Annotated in this window: 14 protein-coding genes; 6 read left to right on the top strand and 8 right to left on the bottom strand. The window is 43.5% G+C overall.

The features are described 5' to 3' along the window. Positions 1 to 9: 9 nt before the first annotated feature. Genes CJ305_RS14700 through CJ305_RS14710 form a run of 3 tightly spaced genes read left to right on the top strand, consistent with a single transcriptional unit; the run spans position 10 to position 5367 of the window. Positions 10 to 1077, top strand: a complete 1068-nt coding sequence (locus tag CJ305_RS14700; RefSeq protein WP_099647051.1) for a SusE domain-containing protein — start codon at positions 10 to 12, stop codon at positions 1075 to 1077. Positions 1078 to 1082: 5 nt separating this feature from the next. Continuing rightward, positions 1083 to 2522: a SusE domain-containing protein gene (locus CJ305_RS14705; protein WP_099647052.1), complete on the top strand. Its 1440-nt coding sequence runs from the start codon at positions 1083 to 1085 to the stop codon at positions 2520 to 2522. A gap of 58 nt (positions 2523 to 2580) precedes the next feature. After that, entirely contained in the window at positions 2581 to 5367 is a 2787-nt protein-coding gene (locus tag CJ305_RS14710; protein WP_099647053.1) for an alpha-amylase family glycosyl hydrolase, read from the top strand. A 438-nt stretch (positions 5368 to 5805) separates the two neighbouring features. Here CJ305_RS14710 and clcA read toward each other — a convergent pair whose 3' ends face one another. The 7 genes from clcA to tilS all read right to left on the bottom strand — a co-directional run bounded on the left by clcA (position 5806) and on the right by tilS (position 15545). Beyond that, on the bottom strand, positions 5806 to 7152 hold the full coding sequence (clcA, locus tag CJ305_RS14715) for a H(+)/Cl(-) exchange transporter ClcA (RefSeq protein ID WP_099647054.1): 1347 nt from the start codon (positions 7150 to 7152) through the stop codon (positions 5806 to 5808). Between the two features lie 184 nt (positions 7153 to 7336). Continuing rightward, complete coding sequence (locus CJ305_RS19635; protein WP_099647055.1) at positions 7337 to 7555, bottom strand: hypothetical protein; 219 nt, start codon at positions 7553 to 7555, stop codon at positions 7337 to 7339. Positions 7556 to 7633: 78 nt separating this feature from the next. After that, complete coding sequence (locus CJ305_RS14725) at positions 7634 to 8377, bottom strand: hypothetical protein (RefSeq protein WP_099647056.1); 744 nt, start codon at positions 8375 to 8377, stop codon at positions 7634 to 7636. A 154-nt stretch (positions 8378 to 8531) separates the two neighbouring features. Next, positions 8532 to 10358: a DUF885 domain-containing protein gene (locus CJ305_RS14730; protein ID WP_099647057.1), complete on the bottom strand. Its 1827-nt coding sequence runs from the start codon at positions 10356 to 10358 to the stop codon at positions 8532 to 8534. A 1-nt stretch (position 10359) separates the two neighbouring features. Further along, entirely contained in the window at positions 10360 to 12207 is a 1848-nt protein-coding gene (locus tag CJ305_RS14735; RefSeq protein WP_099647058.1) for a CocE/NonD family hydrolase, read from the bottom strand. Between the two features lie 16 nt (positions 12208 to 12223). Continuing rightward, entirely contained in the window at positions 12224 to 14236 is a 2013-nt protein-coding gene (locus CJ305_RS14740) for a protein-disulfide reductase DsbD family protein (RefSeq protein ID WP_189319462.1), read from the bottom strand. Continuing rightward, a complete protein-coding gene (gene tilS / locus CJ305_RS14745) occupies positions 14229 to 15545 on the bottom strand; it encodes a tRNA lysidine(34) synthetase TilS (RefSeq protein WP_099647059.1) in 1317 nt (438 codons plus the stop codon). The genes CJ305_RS14740 and tilS overlap by 8 nt, the downstream gene beginning before the upstream one ends. Before the next feature lie 153 nt (positions 15546 to 15698). On the opposite strand from tilS, the gene CJ305_RS14750 reads away from it, so the two are divergent. Continuing rightward, positions 15699 to 17414 (top strand): SulP family inorganic anion transporter, encoded by a 1716-nt coding sequence (locus CJ305_RS14750; protein ID WP_189319463.1) that lies wholly within the window; start codon positions 15699 to 15701, stop codon positions 17412 to 17414. A 221-nt stretch (positions 17415 to 17635) separates the two neighbouring features. Here CJ305_RS14750 and CJ305_RS14755 read toward each other — a convergent pair whose 3' ends face one another. After that, positions 17636 to 18589 (bottom strand): lipid A-modifier LpxR family protein, encoded by a 954-nt coding sequence (locus CJ305_RS14755; RefSeq protein ID WP_099647060.1) that lies wholly within the window; start codon positions 18587 to 18589, stop codon positions 17636 to 17638. Between the two features lie 114 nt (positions 18590 to 18703). Between CJ305_RS14755 and CJ305_RS14760 the strand changes: the two genes are divergently transcribed. Both CJ305_RS14760 and CJ305_RS14765 read left to right on the top strand, forming a co-directional pair. Further along, positions 18704 to 19594, top strand: coding sequence for a sterol desaturase family protein (locus tag CJ305_RS14760; RefSeq protein WP_099647061.1), 891 nt, complete (start codon positions 18704 to 18706; stop codon positions 19592 to 19594). A 133-nt stretch (positions 19595 to 19727) separates the two neighbouring features. Then, a complete protein-coding gene (locus CJ305_RS14765; protein WP_099647062.1) occupies positions 19728 to 22817 on the top strand; it encodes a SusC/RagA family TonB-linked outer membrane protein in 3090 nt (1029 codons plus the stop codon). Positions 22818 to 22820 lie beyond the last annotated feature (3 nt).

Here is a 22820-nt window from a genome sequence, read left to right on the forward strand (position 1 = left end):
TTGAAAACTATGATCGCATTATTGAAAAAAAGTCTCTTCCTGAGCGCACTGGTGCTACTGGCATCCTGTAGTGAAGAAGACGAGAAACTTACGGTTGATGCAGAAGAAGCCGCTTTGGTTGCTAATCTTGACATAGACCGTATTTCCTTAGATCAGACCAACCCCGGAAATCCCGCGGTTACCGTTAGCTGGTCTGAAGCAGAATACAGCATACCCACACCTATAAGTTATGTGGTACAATTTGCTAATACTACCGATTTTGAAAATCCGGTAAACGCTGCAAACACCACAAATACAGAGGTAACCCTGGCTATGAGCGCTGTAAATAATTCGGCCAATGCTCTGGGCTTTGTTCCCTTTGAGTGGCAACAGGCCTACATCAGGGTTAAAGCTTCTATAGGTACAACTGACTCTCAGATTCAGTACTCTGAGCCTATAGAGGTTATGCTCTACCCCTATTTCTCCTATCCGTATGACGATTATTATCTGGTAGGAGCGGCTACAGCACCGGGATGGAGTAATGACAATAATAATCCGCTTCTTTTCCGCAATCCCTTTAACGAAAATCAATACAGCTATACCGGAAAGTTTAATCAGGACTTCTTTAAAATCCTTGCTCAACGCGGGCAATGGGCGCCTCAATACGGCGTAGAAGGTGGTAATCTGAAACTCAGAGCTACTGAAGATCAACCGGACCCACCGGCAATTGAATCTACTGTTTCCGGTTATCGCACCCTTTCAATCAACCTGGCAAACAATACGTACTCGTTTGAGGAAGTTGAAACGGTTCCCGAAGCCTTCAGTTCTGTTACTGTAACCGGAAATGCAGGAGGAGATGTATCATTAACTGCACTTGCTTTTGATCCTCACATCTGGTACGTACGCTCCACTCCATTAGAAAGTGGTTCGATCACCTTTTCAGCTAACGGCATGACTTATGGAGGAGAGACTGAATTTTCAGGTACTGCAACTGTTGATGGCGGAAACATTCCGGTACCCGTTAAAGATGACTACGAGATCTGGTTTAATGATATTACCGGAGAATATGCAATGATTCCTCTTAACTTTTCTAAATAAGAAGTATGAAAACAGTTTTAAAATATGCCTTCCTTATTGCTTTCGCAGCAACCGCACTCACGGCCTGCGACAATACTGAAGACCTGGTTCTAACCGAGCAGGAAGCTACATTTGATATCAATTCAACAAATTTTGCAAATCTGGTATTAAATCCATCTTTTCCTGATAATCCGGCGGTAACTATCAGCTGGAATGACGCTGAAAATGTGGGTGCTACCTATGAGGTGGTTATGGCTACTGATGCCGAATTTACTAACGAAGTAAGTCTGGGCTCAACAGACAAGACCAATTTCACAATAAGCGTTTCGGAGTTAAACCAAATGCTACTCGATGCAGGTTTAGAGCCTTACAAGGCAAGTCCGGTTTATGTACGTATCAATAATGGCGGTGAAACTACTTCAGCCCTTACCTATAACATAACTCCTTATGCTGTTGATGCTCCTGTAGTCACAAGTCCTGAAGCCGATGCCACTATTGTTTTAGATGGTGAAAATCCGGATGCGCAGGCTCTAAGTGTTACCTGGACCGATTTTTCACGGGAAGGAACCGAAGTTTCTGTAATTTATGAATTGCAAATTGCTGCTGCAGGAAGCGATTTTGAACCGCTTACGGTAATTGGAGAAGTTACAAATGGTGGTGAGTACAATCTTTCGAACTCGCAATTAAACAGTATTGCACTCAACCTGGGAGCAGAAGAAGCCGCAGATTTTGATTTAGAAACCCGAATTGTTGCGACCATTACCAGTGATACCGGTGAGAATATGCGTACATCAGAAGCTGTACCTTTTACGGTAACAACTTACAGTACGGCAGTAACTGATCTCTTTTTGGTAGGTGCTGCAACTGCACCGGGATGGGATAACAACAACAATAACCCGGCGATTGTAAGACTTCCTGATAATAAAAACGCCTATCGTTTTACCGGCAAGTTTAACGGGGATGCCTTCAAATTACTTGAGGTACGTGGTCAATGGCAACCGCAATGGGGATTGAATAATGGCAATTTTGTAAGTAGTGAAACGCTGGGTTATGACCCCGATGTTTTGAGTGTTTCAACAACCGGTTACTATACCCTGGATGTTAATACCAAAACAGGAACCTACAGCATTACTCCATATGATGCCGCCGGTGCAACCACCTATGGCGCTATGGGTCTAATAGGTTCTGGTCGTACAGGTGATGACACTGGCTGGGGAGGTGATGACACCGATTTTACACAGTCCACGTTTGATCCGCATCTGTGGTATTTGAATAATGTCACCTTATTCAACGGAGAAGTGAAAATTCGGGCTAACAACGCCTGGGATGTTAGTTGGGGAGCCAATACCGCAGTGAGCGGCTTTGCAACTTCAAATAACGGTCCTAATATTCCGGTTTCTGCCGGTACCTATGATATTTGGTTTAGTGACCTCACAGGCGGCTATATTTTTATACCCAAAAACTAACAACCACTTTATATAAAAGGCCGTCTCGTACGGCCTTTTTTCATCTAATAACCACACTATGAAAACAAAACTACTCCTCTTCCTTTTAGGCTGTTTACCGCTGGGGTTACTCGCCCAGACGGTAACCATAAGCCCTGATCCTTTTGCAGAAACTGAGCAAATTACCCTAACCGCTTCAAATATTCCGTGGACGGGAGGTGTGTATCTCTGGGCCTGGCATTTTGATTCTACCGGAAAGCAAATCAACAATCCCGATGCCACGGGTACTAACTTCAACAATTCACCTGAAACAGCCCGTTTCACTGATAATGGGGATGGAACTTATTCCTATACCCTAACACCTACTGAGTTTTATAATAACACAGGAATAACCCGAATTGCCTATTTGGTAAAAAATCAGAATGGCTCCCAACAGGGCACAGATATCATTAAAAATGTAGGTGCATTTAGTGTCAACCTTACCGCTCCTGCAAACACCACAACCAGTATTGAAGGAGGCACTTCATTCAGCATTACGGCTACCGCAGGGGTGACTGCAGATTTCAGGCTTCTGGCAAACGATACACCCGTTAATACCCAAAACGCGACGACCTCGTACACCTTTACCACAACGCCCAACATCAACACCGATTACCGGCTTGAAGTAACCCAAACCGGGACTTCAAATCTTGTCGTACGCAGCTTCAGAACTCTGGTAAAGCCCACTCCTACCGCTGCCGCTGTACCAGCCGGATTGAAGGACGGTTTTAATTTTGATCCTTCAAAACCCGACGAAGCCACGCTGGTCTTTTACGCCCCGGGCAAGGAGTTTATACACGTCAAAGGTAATTTTAACGGCAATGACTGGTCGCTAGACAATACTTACCTTTTGAACTATGATGCCGCAGCAGACCGGCATTGGATCAAACTGAATTTTGATTCGGCTACCCCGCAGGATTTACTGTATCAGTATGTGGTTGAATATGCCATTAGCGTAGCTGATCCCTACTCTACCCTTATTCTCGATGAATTTAACGATCAGTTTATCGAGGCATCGGTGTTCCCGGATATTCCGGCTTATCCTGTGGGTAAAACTTCGAATCCTGTTTCATACATAGAACGTGATGAAGCTGTTTACGACTGGAAAATCACTGATTTTACACCGGCAAAACGCGAAGACCTGGTAATCTATGAGGTTCTTTTACGGGATTTTGATGATGCTCACAGCTTTCAAAGCCTTATAGATCGTCTTGATTATCTCGAAAATCTGGGAATCAACGCTATTGAACTGATGCCTGTTCAGGAATTCGACGGCAATAACAGTTGGGGTTACAACCCTGCTTTTCATATGGCATTAGATAAGTATTACGGGACACGAAATGCGCTAAAAACTCTTGTAGATGCCGCCCACGAAAAGGGAATGGCTGTAATCATTGACGTGGTTTACAATCACGCCACCGGTCAAAATCCCTATTTCAGAATGTATAACACCAGTAATGGAGGTACGGGTGGCCAGCCCAGTGCCGATAGTCCGTTTTTTAATCAAACGGCAACACATTCCTATAGTGTTTTTAATGATTTTAACCACAGCAAAGAAGCTACCCGCAGTTATGTAAAGCGTACGGCTCAGTATTGGATTGAGGAATTTAAAATAGACGGTTATCGCTGGGATTTGACTAAAGGATTTACCCAAAACTGTTCGGCTTCAGATGAAAGCTGTACCAATGCATTTCAGCAGGATCGCGTAGACGTATTAAAAACCTATGCCGATATGCAATGGGAAAAAGATGAAGATTTTATCATCATTTTTGAGCATTTAGGTGGTACAACCGAAGAAAAACAATGGGCAGATTACCGCTTGTCTGAAGGAAAAGGGATTATGCTTTGGAATAAGCAAACCGATCCTTACAATCAATCTACGATGGGCTATGCCGAAAACTCCAATATCAATGGTGCTTCCTATAAACAGAAAGGCTTTAGCAATCCCGCTGCGGTTACTTATATGGAAAGTCACGATGAAGAGCGATTGATGTATAAAAATTTAGCCTTTGGTAACAGCTCTGGAAGCTATGACATAACAAATATAAACACTTCCCTTAAACGGATGGAAGCCGCAGGAGCAGTATTCTTTACTATTCCGGGACCCAAAATGATCTGGCAATTTGGAGAACTGGGTTATGACATCAGTATTTTTACCTGTGAAGACGGGAGTGTACCAGATAATGACAGTTGTAAGCTAAGTCCTAAACCCGATGGCTGGGATTATCTGGACAATGCTCAGCGTGTTGCATTGCGTGACAACTGGCAGCGTATGATCTTACTCAAAAAACAACTGGCTGTATTTGAAACTTCAAACTTTACCCTTCAGGGAAGTGCCTCTAATCTTACCAAAAAAGTATTGCTAAGTACGACTCAGGCCGGCACAGACGAACCCAATTATGTGGTGGTTTTGGCTAATCTGAATGTCACCAACCAAACTATTACACCTGATTTTCAGGAAACCGGTACATGGTACGACTTAATGACTAATGCAGAATATGAGGTTACTAACACCACAGCTGCAATCACCCTGCAACCCGGAGAATATCGTATTTACGGTAATAAAACGGCGAACCTGAGTACTTCTGTTGCTCAAAAAGAACAAAATTTAAGGGTTTATCCCAACCCTGCGAATTCCAGTTTCCAAATTTCTCAGGAGGTAGAACGCGTACGTATCTACACGATTCACGGCTCGCTGCTTAAAGACGAATCATTTGATTCAGGAGTATCACAGGTTATTGATGTTTCTGATTTGCAAAGTGGATTATATCTCGTTAAGGCAGAGCGTGATGGCATTGAAATGACCTCCAAATTGATAGTGAACTAAAAATTAATCGATTTAGCTGTTAAACTGAGCCTAAAAAAGGGGGGATTTCCCCCTTTTCTTATGCAGACCTATTAGCTACTTTTACTTTGTATTAATCAAACAATTAATACCATTTTTAATCTGACTAATAGGGGAGTTAGATTTTAAATGATTAATGATTTAGGGGTGAAAGGCACTTTGCGAAAGCAAGGTGTTTTTCTTTTTTAGACATATTGTAAATTTTTAACCCAACTTTCTTAAAAAATTTTTACTTCCCTAATTCTAGAGTATCTACATTAAAATACCTTAAAATTAATCGATTTAGTAGGATTTAGACTAAAATGATAAAAACTTTATTTGATATATTTACACTGTCATTGACAATTTAGGGGTGAAAGGCACTTTGCGAAAGCAAGGTGTTTTTCTTTTTTAGGCCTATTCCAAAAGATTTCTTCAGGTTTATGCTTCTGTTTGTTTTTTTAGAATTCTTCGTAAGAAGGTGGCATAGATGGGCTCATTTCCTAGCAAAACAGTAATTACTGAAGCAGTAACGCTCGTTATTAAAAGTGGTAGCATCATCCCATAATTTCCGGTCATTTCTAAAGACAGGACCAGACCGGTTAATGGGGCACGTATGGTTGCTGCGAAAACAGCTACCATACCCGCAATCCCAAAATTTAAGGGATTAATATCCAGCTCCGCAAAAAGAGCATCAAAACCGATACCGCAAATTATTCCTAACAAAACACCCAGTGTGAGCAAGGGAAGAAAAATACCTCCTGCAGTCCCCGTGCTGTAACTTAAAACCGACAGTAAAAACCGCAAGCCAAAGAGGAAGATCAAAACAACCAACGCAGGACGATCCGCAAAAATGGAATTGATGAGATCGTAGCCACCTCCTAATACCTGCGGATAGAAAATACCCAAACCTGAAACTAGTATTCCTGAAAGAAAAGCGATAGGTAAAATATGTGCTTTTAAATAAGCTTGTACAAAGTCAATTCCTGAGAGAAGTAATTTATTAAAAATCAAACCAAAAGCTCCAAAGGCAACACCTAAGGCACTAAACAACCAGTACTCCTTTAAAGCCGGTGCTGCAAAGGTCTGAAGCATAAATTCCGGCGTATTTCCCAAAATTAACCGACTAACAAAGTCACCCGTCCCTGCCCCAATCATTATAGTTGCAAGCGAAAAAAACGTGAATTTAAAATGTTCGTGCATTTCTTCGATAACAAATACAATACCTGATAGGGGTGCATTGAAGGCCACGGCAAGTCCGGCCGAAGCTCCGGCTGAAATAAGAGAATTATCTTCAATATCCGGTTGTTTTGTAAGGTCTTTGAGCATTCTCCCTACATTAGCACCTATTTGTATAGTAGGTCCTTCCCTTCCCAACACCAAACCGCTACCTAAACTGAGTAAAGAAGCTATAAATTTTACAGGAATTACGCATTTCCAGCGCATCGGACGCACACCGTCAAGTGCTCCTTCTATTTCCTGTACGCCACTGCCCGATGCTTCCGGAGCGTATTTTCTGATTAAATAAAGCGATAGAGCAATTGCGCATACTGAGCCCAATACAATAAAAACACTATGTAGCATGCTTCCGGAATGAGCAGCTTGTTGTAATACCTTTCGATATTTATCAAGGATTTCCAAAATAAGTCTAAAGACTGATCCCAGAACTCCAACAATACAACCTATCATAAACGCCAGGACTAAAAGCCTGTAATTATCAGCATCAGCATTGTGAAAGGGCTTTCTATATGCCGCACGCTTTACCGGATTTCTGAGATTGAGCTTCAAGAATTATTTTTATAAGGACAGCTATCTGCTGTACTGTGTACCTAAAAATATTGATTTCGTAATGCCAAAGTTAACAGTGTAAATTAATCTTTTGGACTAATTGGTTTACCAAAATCAGCAAATTATTCCGACAATAAACCCTGAGCAATTATTTGGCCGGGGTTCTATAAAAAGGATTCTATTTTTATTCTATCTTATCCTTTCCCGGTTTTGGAAACTCCAAATTAAACCGATCACGTCTTACCAGAATGCGCTTTCTAAAAATCAGAAAAATGAGATATCCAAACCAGCTAAAAATGGCTACGAGCGCAATCCAAAAGACCAAATCCCGTTGAGATTTAAATTTTTTATACCGCAACTCTATGAGCACCAGTAACACAAATAAAATTCTAATATAGATCAAACCAGATTCAGGTCTTTGGGATTTTGATCCTCAAAACTACAGATTTTAGCCGGTTCTTTGGCGCAATGCGATTGTAAATCAATTTCCCTTTCTAGAGGAAGATTCTTCTTCAGGTTCAAACGTATTGAGCTTATTGATTTCCAAATTGTTTCTTTTCAAGGCTTCATCCCCCATATTAAAGGCTATATACTGTGGAGTGACTATCGTTTCTTCACCATACATCTGGGTCTTGATGGTAGCAATAGATTGCAGCGCCACCGAAATGGAGGCCGGCGATAAATCGGTCGTGGTAGGGATCAAATCATTGATCTTGGAAGAAGCAAGGCCAATCACGCGCACTTCAAGCGAACCGCTTATGTTTTTTGAATTGGCCACCAAACTAAACGGGTTGGTAAGATTGATCCCTGCTTTTCGGGTTTTGACCTTGGCAACCATACGCACTCCTACTCCAATCAATACCGATTTGGGCTTCCCGTCCTCTTCGGAAACCAAAGTCTGGGTTTGCGAAAAATCATAAATCACCTGGTAAATTTCGTTTTTTGCAGAAATTCCTATTCCGCCAATCGTGAGGCCGCCGTCTTTTTCAACCTGATACACGGTCACGTTTGAAACCAGATTGGGAAAGGAGGATAACAACTCACTGTTATTGGGTATGGTAGACATAGGCCTTACTTCCTGAGTCAGGGTCTCTAAATTCATAAAATAAATATCCCCGTCGTAATGCTGCGGTACGGCCAAAGCGATATAGTCTGTAGTAAAAAAGGTTTGTCCATAAATCTGACTCCAAAATGCCAGAAAAATTAAAGAATAAAAGCATTTCATAAATCAGTTGGTTTTAAGGTTTAGGACTGCAAATCAATTCTTTACAAGTAACTGCCTTTTAACGAGTTACGCAAGGGGGTTTGAACTCTTTTTAAAGCATAAAAAAAGCAGGTCAAAATGACCTGCTCCTAAACGTTTTAAAACGTATGGTTTTTTATTCCTTTTTTTTCGTTCCGATATACTCGATCACCAGGTCTTCTAAAACCGAAAGCGGTACTGCCCCATTGGCCAACACTACTTCGTGGAATTTCCGAATATCAAACTCTTCTCCCAATTCAGCTTCAGCCTTGGTACGCAGTTCGAGTATTTTATTCATCCCTACTTTGTACGCCGTGGCCTGACCGGGCATTACGATATGCCGCTCTACCATTTTAATGCAATCGCTTTCTGCATTTGGCGTGTTTTCTTTGTAATAGGCAATGCCTTCTTCACGGGTCCATTTTTTATCGTGAATACCGGTATCCACTACCAAACGACAGGCTCTCCACAATTCCATTGCAAGGCGTCCAAAATCAGAATACGGATCGTTATACATCCCCATTTCTTTGGGTACATATTCACAATATAAGCCCCATCCCTCTATATATGCGGTATAACCACCAAATTTCCGAAACTTGGGCAGACTGTCCAACTCCTGCGCGATGGCGAGTTGCATATGATGCCCGGGAATTCCCTCGTGATAGGCCAATGCCTGCATTTGATATTTCGGCATTGCCTTGATATCATAAAGATTGGCATAGTAAATCCCGGGACGTGAACCATCTGGTGCAGGCGAATTGTAAAAAGCCTTACCGGCGCTTTTTTCTCTGAAGGGTTCAACCCGCTTTACGACAATCTCTGCCTCAGGTTTTGTGATGAAAAGTTCGTCAAGCCTCCCCCGCATCTGGTCTATGATGGCTTTGGCCTTCTGCATATAGGCTTCACGCCCGGCATCTGAATCTTCGTAGTAAAACCGCTCGTCATTGCGCATAAACTCAAAAAACTCCTGCAGCGTACCCTCAAAACCGGTTTGTTCCATAATCGCCTTCATCTCCCCATGAATGCGCGCAACCTCGTTCAGTCCCAGTTCGTGAATTTCTTCAGCAGTCATACTGGTCGTGGTAGCCCGGTTTAAAGCAATCTGGTAAAACTTGTCGCCACGCGGAAATTTCCATGCTCCGTCATCTGTAGTCGCTCGTTGCTTTTGGTTGTCAACAAAAGCAATCAGTTCGGTATATGCGGGCTGCAGACTGTCTACCAATGCTGCGGTTGCCTCCTGCATCAAACGTTCCTTTTCCTCTTTCGCTATATCGAGTTTATCAATTTTTGATTCAAAATCTGCCAAAAGCGGCATCTGATCTGAAGATTTTTCAAATGGTCTTCCCTTCAACAGGTTATTGCTGGCTTCAAGCACGTGATCCAGCACAAATTTGGGCGGTACAATAAGATTGCTCTCCCGTATGCCCAATTGATTGCGCAATTCGGTAAACAGGGGTTTTACATTTTTAATCCGGCTGATGTAGGCTTCCGCATCTGCGATGCTGTCTATGCGGTGTTTGTTGATCAGAAAAGCAGGAACCTCAGCGTGAAGACCGTACATCTGGTTTACCGGGTAATTGTAAAAACGATACTCATACTCATCAACAATCTGCTGCATATTGCGCTTATAGAGTTCATAACTCAAAGCCGTTGCCGAGTCTAAAGCTTCGGGATCTACCTCATTTTCCAGGTATTTCAGACGCTCTTTAGCGCGCTCGAGTTCTTCACTGGTTTGTTTTGACGAAATATCATCCCACTGGCCGTAGTTGGTTTTCATTCCCAGGTCTGTCTGCCATTGTGGGGATTGTGCAACATCGGCATCAAACTGCGCATCAAACCAGGCATTAAGCTCCCGGCTATTCTGCGCAATGGTTTCCGGTGTAAGATTATCGGTCTGCTCGTTTTTACAGGACGAAAAAATCAGGGTAAAACTGAACAGTAAATAAAAAAGACAGTGTTTCATGTTAAGATTTTAATACGCTAAACTCAATTTCTGAATCTCCAAAAACGGTATGGGTCTCCTTGCTGAAATCTTTAGCTTCAGCCTTATAAATATTAGGGACATACTGTTGTGGATTGCGGTCTATAAGCGGAAACCAGGTACTTTGTATCTGTATTTGCAGCTTATGCCCTTTTAAGAACGTATGGTTAATACCTTGTAGTGTCAGATTAACAGGAGTTTTTTGATTCGGTTCAAAAGCTTTGGGATCGCTGAAGCTTTCGCGAAAACGCCCGCGCATCACCTCACTGCGCACCATCATATGATAGTTGGCCATCTTAAGATACTTCTGAGTTTCGGGATAATCAGGGGCGTCTGACGGATATACGTCGATTACCTTAACAACCCAGTCTGCTGAAGAACCGGTAGTGGCTACCTGCAGTTTTGCCAGAATCTCGCCGCTTAAAGTCATATCCTCAGTTAAAACCGGAGTTTCAAATATCAAAACATCAGGTCTTCGGGCGGCAAAGCGCTGATCATCGGTCATGTATTTTCTGGGAGTGAATACCATTTTGATATCTTCGGAATAGGGAACCGGTTTTGACGGATCGCTTACAAACGAATTGGCAAAAGCCGGATTGGCCGTTTGCGTCAGCGTTTGGTTTTCGCCTAAAAAGTAACTCACTTTTTCAGTAGTTGCTGCAGGCCATTCGGTATAGCTATCCCATTCGCGGGCACCGGTATCGTACATAGAAGCTTCGGGTAGATCTAAATCGCCTTTACCATCATTCTTTAAGAAATGATTGAAAAAGCGGGTCTCGTAATTCTTCTGAAAATCGTCTGAAATTCCATCTCCAAAATAGACGTTACCAATAGCCTGACGTTCATTGGTACGGCTCCAGTCGCCGTGACTCCACGGACCAAAAACCATAATATTGTAATTGTCACCGGTTTCTTCAATCATTCGGTAGGTGTTGAAGGGCCCGTATAAATCTTCGGCATCAAACAAACCACCCACTACCATTACCGCAGGTTTGATGTCCTTTAGATGCTGAATGATTCCGCGACTGCGCCAAAACTCATCATAATTAGGATGGTCTTTAATCTGCTGCCAGAATACGTTGTCTTCCTTGTAGTATTCATCGAGATTGGTAAGCGGACCTGTATCCAGAAAAAACTGATACTGATCTTCAGAAGGCAACTCGGGAAATTGATACCAGGCCTCTGTTGTAGGTTCGGTTTTCATATAACCAAACACCGAAATCGCACGCCAGTAACTTTCTAAAAAGGCTCCGTTGTGGTGAAAATCATCAAAAAAGAAATCGCCAATACAGGCCTGTGGAGAAGCTGCTTTAAGCGCCGGATGGCCACTCAATAGCGAATAGGTCGCATAAAAACCGGGATACGAAATTCCCCAGGTTCCCACATTGCCGTTGTTGTTTGCCACATTATTCACCAGCCATTCTATCGTATCGTAGGTATCGCTGGCCTCATCTATCTGATCCCCGGTTTTATTGGGGATAAAAGCGCGCATATTGTCGTAAACGCCCTCGCTGTTCCAGCGGCCGCGCACATCCTGATGCACAAAAATATTTCCTTCCTCGACCAGATATTTATTGGGGCCTATTCGGCCTTTAAAAACATCTTCTCCATAGGGTGCGCAGCTGTATGGCGTACGCATCATCAGGATGGGATATTCCTGAGATTTATCCTTTGGTGAATATATGGTGGTATGCAGTAGGATACCATCGCGCATTTTTATCCTGACTTCCTGTTTGTCGTAATGTTCTTTTACATATTCGGGAGTTTGGGCAAACAGGGATCCTGTTACTAAAAGCAGGCCTAAAGCCAGTAAACATCGCAAATGATTCATAAATTTTCTATTTAAATTAATTCGTGTAAGCACCTATGCCCTCTTCAAGCCAGGCTTCAAATTCGTCAACATCGGGGGTGTAACCCACCGGTTTATTCAGTTCGGTTTCGGTATTTGGATCAAGCAACACGTAATACGGCTGCGCGTTGATCTGGTATTTTCTAATTTGGAAATCACTCCATTTATTGCCTATTGTTTGAATGCGTTTTCCGGTGGTTTCACTAACATACTGTTCGTCTTCTGGTAATTTTTCCTTCAGATCTACAAAAAGCGAAATCAGCACCACATCCTGTTGCAATTTCCCTAAAATCTGGGGCTCACCCCAAACCCGCTCTTCCATCTTTCGGCAGTTAACGCAGGCCTTTCCCGTAAAATCGAGTAGTACGGGTTTATTCTCCGCTTTCGCGAAAGCCAAACCGGCTTCATAATCGGTAAAGGTTACAAGCTGATAAGGTCCTAACTCGGCCTCTTCAGGCAACTCGCCATCGGGAAGGGCTGATCCTCCTTTGGTATACCCCACGCCGTAAGGCGACTCACTGTAATTCATAGGTGGCGGAAAGCCGCTGATGAGTTTTAAAGGAGCTCCCCAAAGACCCGGAACTAAATAAATCGTAAACGTCAATGCAAAAAGTCCCAGAAGCAGTCTTCCGGTTGAAATATGAGGTAATGGTGAATCGTGAGCTGTGGTAAGTTTTCCAAACAAATACAGGCTCAATCCTAGTCCCAGAGCAATCCAGATCGCCAGAAATACTTCCCTTTCCAGAATATGCGCCTGTAAAACCAAATCGGCATTCGACAGAAATTTAAAAGCCAGCGCCAGTTCCAAAAAGCCTAAAACCACTTTAACCGAGTTGAGCCATCCGCCGGACTTGGGAAGCGAATTCAACAAACCGGGAAACAGGGCAAATAACGCAAACGGAATCGCAATAGCCAGCGAAAAGCCCAGCATACCCATAATGGGCGCTAAACCACCCTCTGCGGCAGCCTGAACCAGCAGGGTACCCACTATAGGTCCCGTGCAACTGAAGGAAACGATAGCCAGGGCCAGTGCCATAAAAAATATACCGATGATTCCGCCGCGATCTGCTTTACGGTCAACGGCATTTGCCCAGGAGTTGGGCAGCATAATCTCAAAAGCACCGAAAAAAGAAATGGCAAAAACCACCAGCAATACAAAAAAGATCAGGTTAAACCAGACGTTTGTAGATAAGGCATTGAGGGCATCTGCGCCAAAAATCGCGGTAACGATGGTGCCCAGCAAAACATAGATTACCACGATAAAGATTCCGTATAAAATAGCATTGCGGCGACCAACGGCCAGATTTTTACTTTGCTTGGTAAAAAAGCTTACCGTCATTGGGATCATCGGGAAGACGCAGGGCGTTAGTAACGCCAGAAAACCCGAAGCAAATGCTACAAAAAACAGCGTCCACAGGTCTTTTTGCTCTTCCTGTTTAACTACTTTTTCAACCGGCTCAATCTGGTCTACTTCCTTTTCAACTTCGCTGGCGGTGCCAAAAGACTCAAAAGCATTAAAATCGGCTACCACCGTGCCTTTCTTGTTATCGAGATCAAAAACGATGTATTTCTCCTCGTTGATGCATACTTCATTACACACCTGATAGGTCAGAATGAGTTTGACCAATTTGATTTTTTCATTGGTAAGCGTGATGTCCTGAGTTATTGTAGCCGTATCAGACCAAAAGGTTTCATCAACCTCAAAAATATCGCTGTACACCACTTCGGTTTCGCTTTCCTTAGCGGGACCGTCTAATGTAAAATCTTCACCGGCCTTAGGAAACTCGAGCGCTAACGGTATTGGCCCGGCAGGATCGGTAAATTGGGAGTAGATGTGCCATTCGGGTTCTATCTGCGCTTCCAGAATCAATTGGTAATGCGTGGCATCCTGTTGTTCTACCTCAGCCTTCCAGGTGGCAGGGTTCTGAGTAGCTGTCCCGGGTACAAAACCCTGAGCCTGTATGGCAAAAACAGAAAAAAATGCTATAAGATACGTGATGTGCTTAATCATAATGAGCAGTCAATTTTACAAAACGGGTGGTAGCCGGTGTTACTTTATAACGGTCGTCGCTGCGTACATTCACAACCCAGATGATATCATCGCCGGAACACACCACCCAAACGGCTTCTTTCTGAACCGCAGAGTATTTTAAATCTTTAAATAGTTTACTAAGCTTCTTCTTTTTGCCCTGCATCCCAAAGGGATAAAACGCATCGCCTTCCTGCCATTTTCGCACGAGAAGCGGATAGTGAAGTAAGCTAGCGTCAAAAATAGCCTCGTTTGGGCTACAATCCTCAAAATTTTCAGGCTTTTGCTGCAACAGCGTCAAACCGGGCAGAGTTAAGCGGCTGTCTTCAGAATCTAATTTATAAACCTGCTGCGTTTCGGCTTTAAGTTCGGTAAGAATTAAAACATCACGATCCTTGATCAGCCGGTAATCGCCCGAACTCACATATTTACCGGACTGCGCGTCTAGCAGTGCGTAAATATCATCCCAGGCGGTAAAGCCGAAATCCTTCAGCAATTGATACAAAACTGCTTTGGTATGCGGCACTTTCTTCAATTCGGTTATGCTCAGGTCATAACCTTTAAAAGACTGATTTACAATTTTTGAATATAAAAAGGCTGTGTAATCTTCAAGTAAATCCTGAGTTTCCTGAAGATGCGCCAGGGTGTTTTGAAATCCGTTTAAAAAATTAGCATTGGCATCGGTCAATGCCGGAATGGCGTGATGCCGCAGGTGATTGCGCAGGTACTTGTCTGAAGCATTGCTGCTGTCTTCGCGCCAGCTTATGCCCTGCTCTTCCGCATAGGTTTTAATTTGCTCACGCGAAAAGTTTAAAAGCGGCCGCACTACCCGCCTGTTGGTTTCGGGAATTCCGGTTAGGCCGTCGATGCCCGTTCCCCTGCCCAGATTGATGAGGAAGGTTTCCAGATCGTCCTGCGCATGATGCGCCGTCAGGATGTATTCAAAGCCGTGCAGGTTGCAGAGCTCTTCAAACCAGGAATAGCGCAGTTCGCGCGCAGCCATTTGTATGGAAATCTTTTCCGCAGCCGCGAAAGCTTCGGTATCAAACGCCTGACTAAAAACAGGTTTGGAGAAGCCGAAAGCCAACTCCGAGACGAAAACCGCATCGGCATCGCTTTCGCTTCCGCGCAGCTTAAAATTGCAATGCGCAAGGGTAAAATCAAGCCCGGTTTCCTGACACAAATGCGCAAGCACCGCACTGTCCAGACCACCACTAACCGCCACCAAAACGGGTTTGTCTTTCAAAAACGAAAACGTGGAATCAATAAGCGTGGCAAAAGCTTTTTTCATGGACCCCAAATATACAATTTTAGCCGGGTGCACTTTTATTTAGCAATTGGGATTTATGCGCTCTTAGTCTAAAGTGCTATTTTTAGCTTTGTAACTCAGGTTACCGGTCAACAACCCGGCGTCAGTTAATTTTACAGTCTTAAAAAACAAAATTTGAAAGCTTACTTCCCCATACTCAACTGGCTGCCGCGCTACAAACGCACCTATCTTTCCGGCGATATCTCTGCCGGGCTTACGGTAGGTATTATGCTTATTCCACAGGGAATGGCCTATGCGATGATCGCCGGCCTCCCTCCTGTTTACGGACTTTACGCTGCCCTGATTCCCCAAATCATCTATGCGATTATGGGAACTTCGCGGCAAATCGCGATTGGTCCGGTTGCGATGGACTCGCTTTTGATCGCTTCCGGTCTGGGAGCGCTTTCCATCTCGGGGATTGAGAATTACATCGCGATGGCGATTTTCCTATCCTTATTTATTGGAACGATTCAGATTTTACTGGGTTTCCTGAAAATGGGGTTTCTGGTCAATTTTCTGTCTCGTCCCGTAATCAGCGGCTTTACCTCGGCCGCAGCACTGATCATCGGGATCAGCCAGCTGAAGCATTTGCTGGGCATTTCCATAAGCAGTAACAAAACCCTGCCTATTCTGAAACAGACTTTTTCGCAGCTAGACCAGATCAATCCGCTGGCAGTGGTGGTGGGTCTCAGCGGAATTGGAATTATGCTTCTGCTCAAACGCATACACAGTCAGATTCCCACAGCGATTGTGGTGGTTATACTGGGGATTGCTATGGCATACTTCACGCCCATCACCGATTATGGTCTGCAATTGGTGGGTAAAATCCCTGAAGGGCTTCCCGGGTTTAAGGTGCCTGAAATCCCCTGGTCTGAGCTGGGCCAACTCTTCACCCTGGCGCTGGCTATGGCGCTCATCGCTTTTATGGAAGTGGTTTCCATAGGTAAAGCATTGGAAGAAAAGGTAAAAACCAGCAGGCTTGTTCCAAATCAGGAGCTTATTGCATTGGGTACCGGCAATATCGTAGGCTCGTTTTTTCAATGCTATCCAACCACGGCGGGATTTAGCCGTACCGCGGTTAATTTTCAGGCAGGGGCCAAAACTGGCGTGGCGGCATTAATCAGTGCGGCTTTGGTGGGGCTTACCCTACTCTTTCTAACTCCGGTTTTTTACTATTTGCCTAATGCCATCTTGGCTTCAATTATTATGCTGGCGATCACCAGTCTGATCGATTTAAAATACCCGAAAGAATTGTACAAAAATCAAAAAGATGAGTTCGCCCTACTTATCGTAACCTTCTTAATTACACTATTTGTGGGCATTCAGGAAGGAATTATTCTGGGCGTGCTCTTCTCCCTGCTGCTTATGGTGTACCGAACTTCAAAGCCGCATATGGCAGTTTTGGGGCAGATTAAAGGCACCACCTATTTTAAAAACGTAAACCGTTTTGCAACTGACATTATTGAGCGCAAGGATATTCTGGTGGTACGTTTTGATGCCCAGTTATTTTTCGGCAATAAAGATTATTTCTACAGCGAGCTCAATAAGCACATTATGAGCAAGGGGCCTCAGCTAAAAACCGTAATCATCAATGCCGAAGCCATCAATTATATCGACAGCAGTGCGATTTATATTCTGAAGCATTTGATTTTAGAGCTTCGCGAAAAAGATATCCTATTGATGATTGCGGCCGCAACAGGCCCAACACGGGATATTCTCTTTAAAACCGGAGTGACCGAAATGCTGGGTCCTGAAAATCTGTTTGTTCGTGTAGTTGAAGCGGTAGAGTTTATTGATGGCATTCACCCACGCACTGAGATTGAAGATCGGGTATCGCGGCAGTCATTTTGAGTTTCAGTTTTCGGTTTTCGGTTTTCGGTTTTCGGTTTTCTTAAGCTGTGAGAAAAAGGTTTAATCGTGTAAAAGTTTAACCGTTGAATCGTAGTATTCAAACACTTCTTACCTCTTACCTCTTACCACTCACCTCTTACGTTCTATTAAAAGTTTTCTGTTTTCTGATTTTGAAAAAGCTGCCCACTGAGACTGAAAACTGTAAACGGAACTCCGAACTCTCAATTAAACTTATACGTCCCCGCGACGATGATAAAGCGATGTGGTTTGTTACCTTCGATTTCGCCTTCGGTATAATTCCATTTCATCCCCAGCGTATAGCGTTTGCTGGCAAAAAAGAGTCCGATATTTCCGTTAAAAATACTGTGATTCACAAGGTCTTGAGGTACTACTTTAACCCCGTTTGCATCGGCCTTTTCTATGGTGGCATTATAGGCTGAAAAATGCATATTTACCCCGGCTTCAAGGAAAAATTCGGTTTCTCCTCTGCCAAACAAACTTTGCTGTCGGGCAACAGATTGGGAAATGGGCAAAAATTTACCGATACGAAAATTAAGTCCGGCTTCAGCAAAATTAAAGATCGTCCCTGCCGAAGCGCGTCCCAGTGCGTAGAGACTAAACCAATCCTGAGTTATTAAATCCTGAGCATATTCTGCCCGGATATTAATCCCAAAGGTATTGGGAATCTGATTCTCCCAGTTGTCTACAAAAATGTCTTTCGAAAAATACTCGTGTATAAAATTCTGAATTTCCCCGGCCTGTACCGCCGGACCCAAAATACCCAGATCAAGCTTAAACTGCACGTAAGACTTTTCAAACGCATAATTGGTCGCAAAATCAAAATAACCCCAGCCGGCATAGGGCTGCCTGGTTCGTACAATTTGAAACGTCCTGGCATAATCTGGCGTGTAGGCCTGTACGTGAGCGCCTATCCCGTGACTGAAGGCTGTTTTCTGTGGAAAAACTTTCGAAAGGAAATTTTCGTTAAAGGGCTTCCAATTGAACGCGGCGTGAATGCCGTAGGTATAATGCCAGTCTGTACGTGCCCCAAAAACGGTAAAATCATTATCGTGACCCAGTAGGATTTCGTAACGATAACCCGGGGTTTCCTGAGCTTTTATCGCAAAATTCAAAAGCAGGACCGCAATGAAAAATATCCTTTGGTTAAGGTTCATTACGGCAATCTAAAATAGGGACACAATAACACATTTCACAAATGCTTCAAAAGCAACATTCAATTTGTAACGCTAGTTACGTAATTCTTTTGAAATGCTTACGACCTTTGTTTTATGAATGACTACTTAAAAATCATCAGCGATTCGTTTACCGGTTACTTCAAATATCTGGTTGATGAAATCACCAATCCGGGATGGACCAATTATTTCTACTGGTTGCTGGGGCTTTCGCTATTGGTTTTTACCTTAGAAGTGCTTATTCCCTGGCGGAAGAAGCAGGCCGTTTTAAGAAAAGGATTTTGGCTTGACGCCTTTTATGTGGTATTCAATTTTTTCCTGTTTTCGCTTATTGGCTACAATGCGCTTTCAAACGTGGGTGTGGCCCTGTTCAATGATTTTCTGGGTCTTTTTGGCATCACAAATATCGTAGCTATTGAGGTAAACACGCTTCCGGTATGGGCGCAATTGCTGCTGATGTTTGTGATCGCCGATTTTATACAATGGAATGTGCACCGACTCTTACACCGGGTGCCCTGGTTGTGGAAATTTCACCAGGTGCATCACAGCGTGAAGGAAATGGGTTTTGCTGCGCAGTTTCGCTTCCACTTTGTGGAAACTTTAGTCTATAAAAGTATACAATACATTCCGCTGGCGATGATAGGCTTTGGGATCGAACAGTTTTTTGTGGTGCATATGTTTGCTGTATTTGTGGGGCATCTCAATCACGCCAATCTGGACTGGAGTTACGGCAAACTGGGCTATATTTTCAACAATCCGCGAATGCATATCTGGCATCACGCCAAAGAGCTGCCTGCGCAGCATCGTTATGGGATGAATTTTGGTCTTACGCTCAGCATCTGGGATTACCTATTTAAAACCGCTTATGTTCCGCATAGCGGAAAAGACATCGAAATCGGTTTTCACGGGGATGAGCAGTTTCCGGAAGATTTTGCCGGGCAGGTTAAATATCCGTTTTCTTCTTCAAGCTCTAATTCTCAGACTTAAGAGCCCACTTTAGACTAGTTACTATTTTAACCATAATCAGTTTTATTTTATCCAGTTTCATTACAAACTGTATTAAAACGCTTCAGTATTAGTATTTTTTTAAGAACTTTAGTATAACTAAACAAAATATCTTATGAAACAACTAATGCTGGGAATAGTATTCCTGTTCTCAATCGCGATGGTCCAGGCACAGACCATTACGGGTACCGTGACAGATAGTTACGGCAATCCCTTTCCGGGTGTTTCGGTCGTAATTGCCAACACCAACAAAGGAACCACAACAGACTTTGACGGAAAGTACAGCATTAACGCCACAGAAGGCGCTGTACTCCGATTTTCGTATTTGGGCATGCAAACCCAAAACATCACCGTAGGCAGTGATACGGTTATTGATGTTCAACTACAGGAAGACACCGAGCAGCTTAATGAGGTCATTGTTAACGCTTTGGGTATTAAAAAAGAGAAGCGCGCCATAGGTTACGCCGTGCAGGAGATTAACAGTGAAGAACTTACCCGTAACAGTAATAATGAGGTGCTTGGCGGACTACAAGGTAAGGTTGCCGGGGTCAATATAACTAACACCAGTGGTGCTGCCGGAGGCGGTTCTAACATCATCATCAGGGGTATTACCTCTCTAAATCCAAGTGCTAATAACCAACCTTTATTTGTAGTAGATGGAATTCCCATTAGTAATGACGCGCCTACCGGAAGCATACTACCCAGTACGGGATCTAATGCGCCTTCCAGTTCTGAGCAGTTTTCGTTTACAAACCGGGTGTCTGACATTAATCCACAAAACGTTGAAAGTGTAAGTATACTTAAAGGTCCGGCTGCAACCGCGCTTTATGGTTTACGTGGAGCTAACGGCGTGGTCGTGATCACCACAAAACGAGGTTCGCAAAACGGCTTGCGTTTTGACGTAAAATCGACAGTAGGATTTAATGAGGTAGGTAAAACTCCCGAATCTCAGGATAAATACCGCGAAGGTTATTTTCAGGAAGTTGTTTCTACCGAAAATTTAAATGCTCCCACAGGCTATACGTATGCCGATGGATATACGTTCGGTTTCTGGAGTTTTGGACCCGAATACGGACCGGGAGATCGCAATTACGATAACTTCAGAAATATGTTCCGAAAAGGTTTTGTTTCTCAAAATACCATAGGAATTAACGCCGGGGGCGAAAACGCTTCGCTTTACGGTTCTGTAGGTTACTCTAAGGAAGAAGGGATCGTACCCAATACCGATTATGAGCGGAAGAACATCAAGCTAAACGGAAACATCAACATTACCGATAAATTCAACATTCAGCCTTCTATAACCTATATCAATGCCGGAGGAAATCTCGCGAATGGCGGTGATAAATCGGTTATGAGCGCCCTGTCTTACTGGACTCCCACAATTGATGTAAACGACTATCTCTTACCTAATGGTGAAGAAAAAAACTATACCAATGGTATTACCGATAACCCGCGTTACTTCGCCGAAAAAAGTTACCTCAACAGCGAACTGAACCGCATACTGGCTAACGCGAAACTGGCTTATGAATTTTCAGACTGGTTTAACGTCTCGTATCAGTTGGGGGTTGATAATTACTACGACAAGCGCTATCGGTACGTACCGGGAGACGTAGACGTGGGTAGTGCCACCAATGGATTTATAGTACGCGAGGGCATCAATTATAATGAAATTACTTCAAATTTATATGCCAACTTCACAAAAAAGCTAGGCGAAGACTTTAATGCCAGTTTATTGCTGGGTAATCAAATTTCAAGCATTGATATCGCACGAAATACCAAACGTGGCGAGGGTCTTGCGGAAGGTGGACGACTCAACAACTATTTTGCAGCTACTAACTTTTTTCAGGACCAAACCGGTAGCGAGCGTAAGATCGTGGGGCTTTTTGGAGATCTGCGCCTGGATTACAAAAACAGTATTTTTCTTAACATAACCGGGCGAAACGACTGGTCTTCAACTTTACCTAAAGCAAACCGAAGTTTCTTTTATCCTTCCGTAAGTTTAAGCTATATACTATCACAAACCCTTAAAGATGCGGGCAGCCTGCCAGACTTCATCAGTTATGCTAAATTCAGGGCTTCGTATGCCGAAGTAGGTAAAGATGCACAACCCTATACAGGAGTGTACTACGATCAACCTACCAATTTCCCTTTTGGCACGGTTGACGGGGTTTCCCGTGAAAGCACAGGAGCTTCTAATAATCTGGTTCCGGAAAGTACGGTGGGTAAAGAGATAGGTGCCGAATTGCGCTTTTTTGACAATCGACTGGGCTTTGATCTAGCATTTTACAAACAAACAAGTGACAATCAAATCTTACCCGTACCCGTAGCACAATCATCAGGCTTTAATGGCTTTGTACTTAATGCCGGTGAGATCGAAACCAATGGCTTTGAAGCTTTGGTAACCATTACTCCGGTTAAGACCAAAAATTTCAACTGGGATATCACTGTAAACTTTTCTACCGTAGATACCGAAGTTTTATCACTTCCTGACGGTATTGATGAAATCATCTTTGCCGACTCGGGTTTTGCAGGAGTTATTTCAAAATTGGAAAAAGGAGGCTCTATTGGTGATCTGTATGGTTACGACTGGAATCGAAATGAAAACGGGGAACGTCTTATAGGCTCTAATGGTCTGCCCAGCTTAAACACCGGTGAACGCGTAATTCTGGGTAATGCTATGCCAGACTGGTTGGGTAGTATTCAGCACACATTCCGATATAAAGGGCTTTCACTTTCCTTATTGCTTGAGCGCAAACAGGGAGGCGATTTATACGACAGCAGCCAGCGTAACAGCATTCGTAATGGTATACTGGCAGTTACCGAAACCCGTTATCAGGATATTATAATCGATGGAGTTTTGGCAGATGGTACTCCTAATAACATTCCGGTGTTGGCAGATCAAAACTATTACCGAAACTCGAGCGCTTTTAACCGTGCTCCTGAGCTTATGGTACAGGATGCGTCCTGGTGGCGTTTACGCAATATCACGCTCAGTTATGAATTAGGTTCCAAAATTACCGATAAGCTTCCCTTTGACCGGGTAAGTTTTAGCGCTACCGGAACCAATCTGATTCTAACTACTGACTACAGAGGTTATGATCCCGAAGGCTCCCAGTTTAGTGCCGGAACCAATGCCTATGGCTTTGCCGGGCTCAACATCCCAAACACGAGATCCTATCTCTTTTCTGTAAATCTTAATTTCTAAACG

The organism is Leeuwenhoekiella nanhaiensis, assembly GCF_002744755.1.
In the GTDB taxonomy this organism is placed as follows: domain Bacteria; phylum Bacteroidota; class Bacteroidia; order Flavobacteriales; family Flavobacteriaceae; genus Leeuwenhoekiella; species Leeuwenhoekiella nanhaiensis.

Bases quoted from the DNA above. Each gene is read 5' to 3' on its own strand.
- CJ305_RS14700 (WP_099647051.1), top strand. From the start codon at position 10: ATGATCGCATTATTGAAAAAAAGTCTCTTCCTGAGCGCACTGGTGCTA.
- CJ305_RS14705 (WP_099647052.1), top strand. From the start codon at position 1,083: ATGAAAACAGTTTTAAAATATGCCTTCCTTATTGCTTTCGCAGCAACC.
- CJ305_RS14710 (WP_099647053.1), top strand. From the start codon at position 2,581: ATGAAAACAAAACTACTCCTCTTCCTTTTAGGCTGTTTACCGCTGGGG.
- CJ305_RS14725 (WP_099647056.1), bottom strand. From the start codon at position 8,377: ATGAAATGCTTTTATTCTTTAATTTTTCTGGCATTTTGGAGTCAGATT.
- CJ305_RS14730 (WP_099647057.1), bottom strand. From the start codon at position 10,358: ATGAAACACTGTCTTTTTTATTTACTGTTCAGTTTTACCCTGATTTTT.
- CJ305_RS14735 (WP_099647058.1), bottom strand. From the start codon at position 12,207: ATGAATCATTTGCGATGTTTACTGGCTTTAGGCCTGCTTTTAGTAACA.
- CJ305_RS14740 (WP_189319462.1), bottom strand. From the start codon at position 14,236: ATGATTAAGCACATCACGTATCTTATAGCATTTTTTTCTGTTTTTGCC.
- tilS (WP_099647059.1), bottom strand. From the start codon at position 15,545: ATGAAAAAAGCTTTTGCCACGCTTATTGATTCCACGTTTTCGTTTTTG.
- CJ305_RS14755 (WP_099647060.1), bottom strand. From the start codon at position 18,589: ATGAACCTTAACCAAAGGATATTTTTCATTGCGGTCCTGCTTTTGAAT.
- CJ305_RS14760 (WP_099647061.1), top strand. From the start codon at position 18,704: ATGAATGACTACTTAAAAATCATCAGCGATTCGTTTACCGGTTACTTC.
- CJ305_RS14765 (WP_099647062.1), top strand. From the start codon at position 19,728: ATGAAACAACTAATGCTGGGAATAGTATTCCTGTTCTCAATCGCGATG.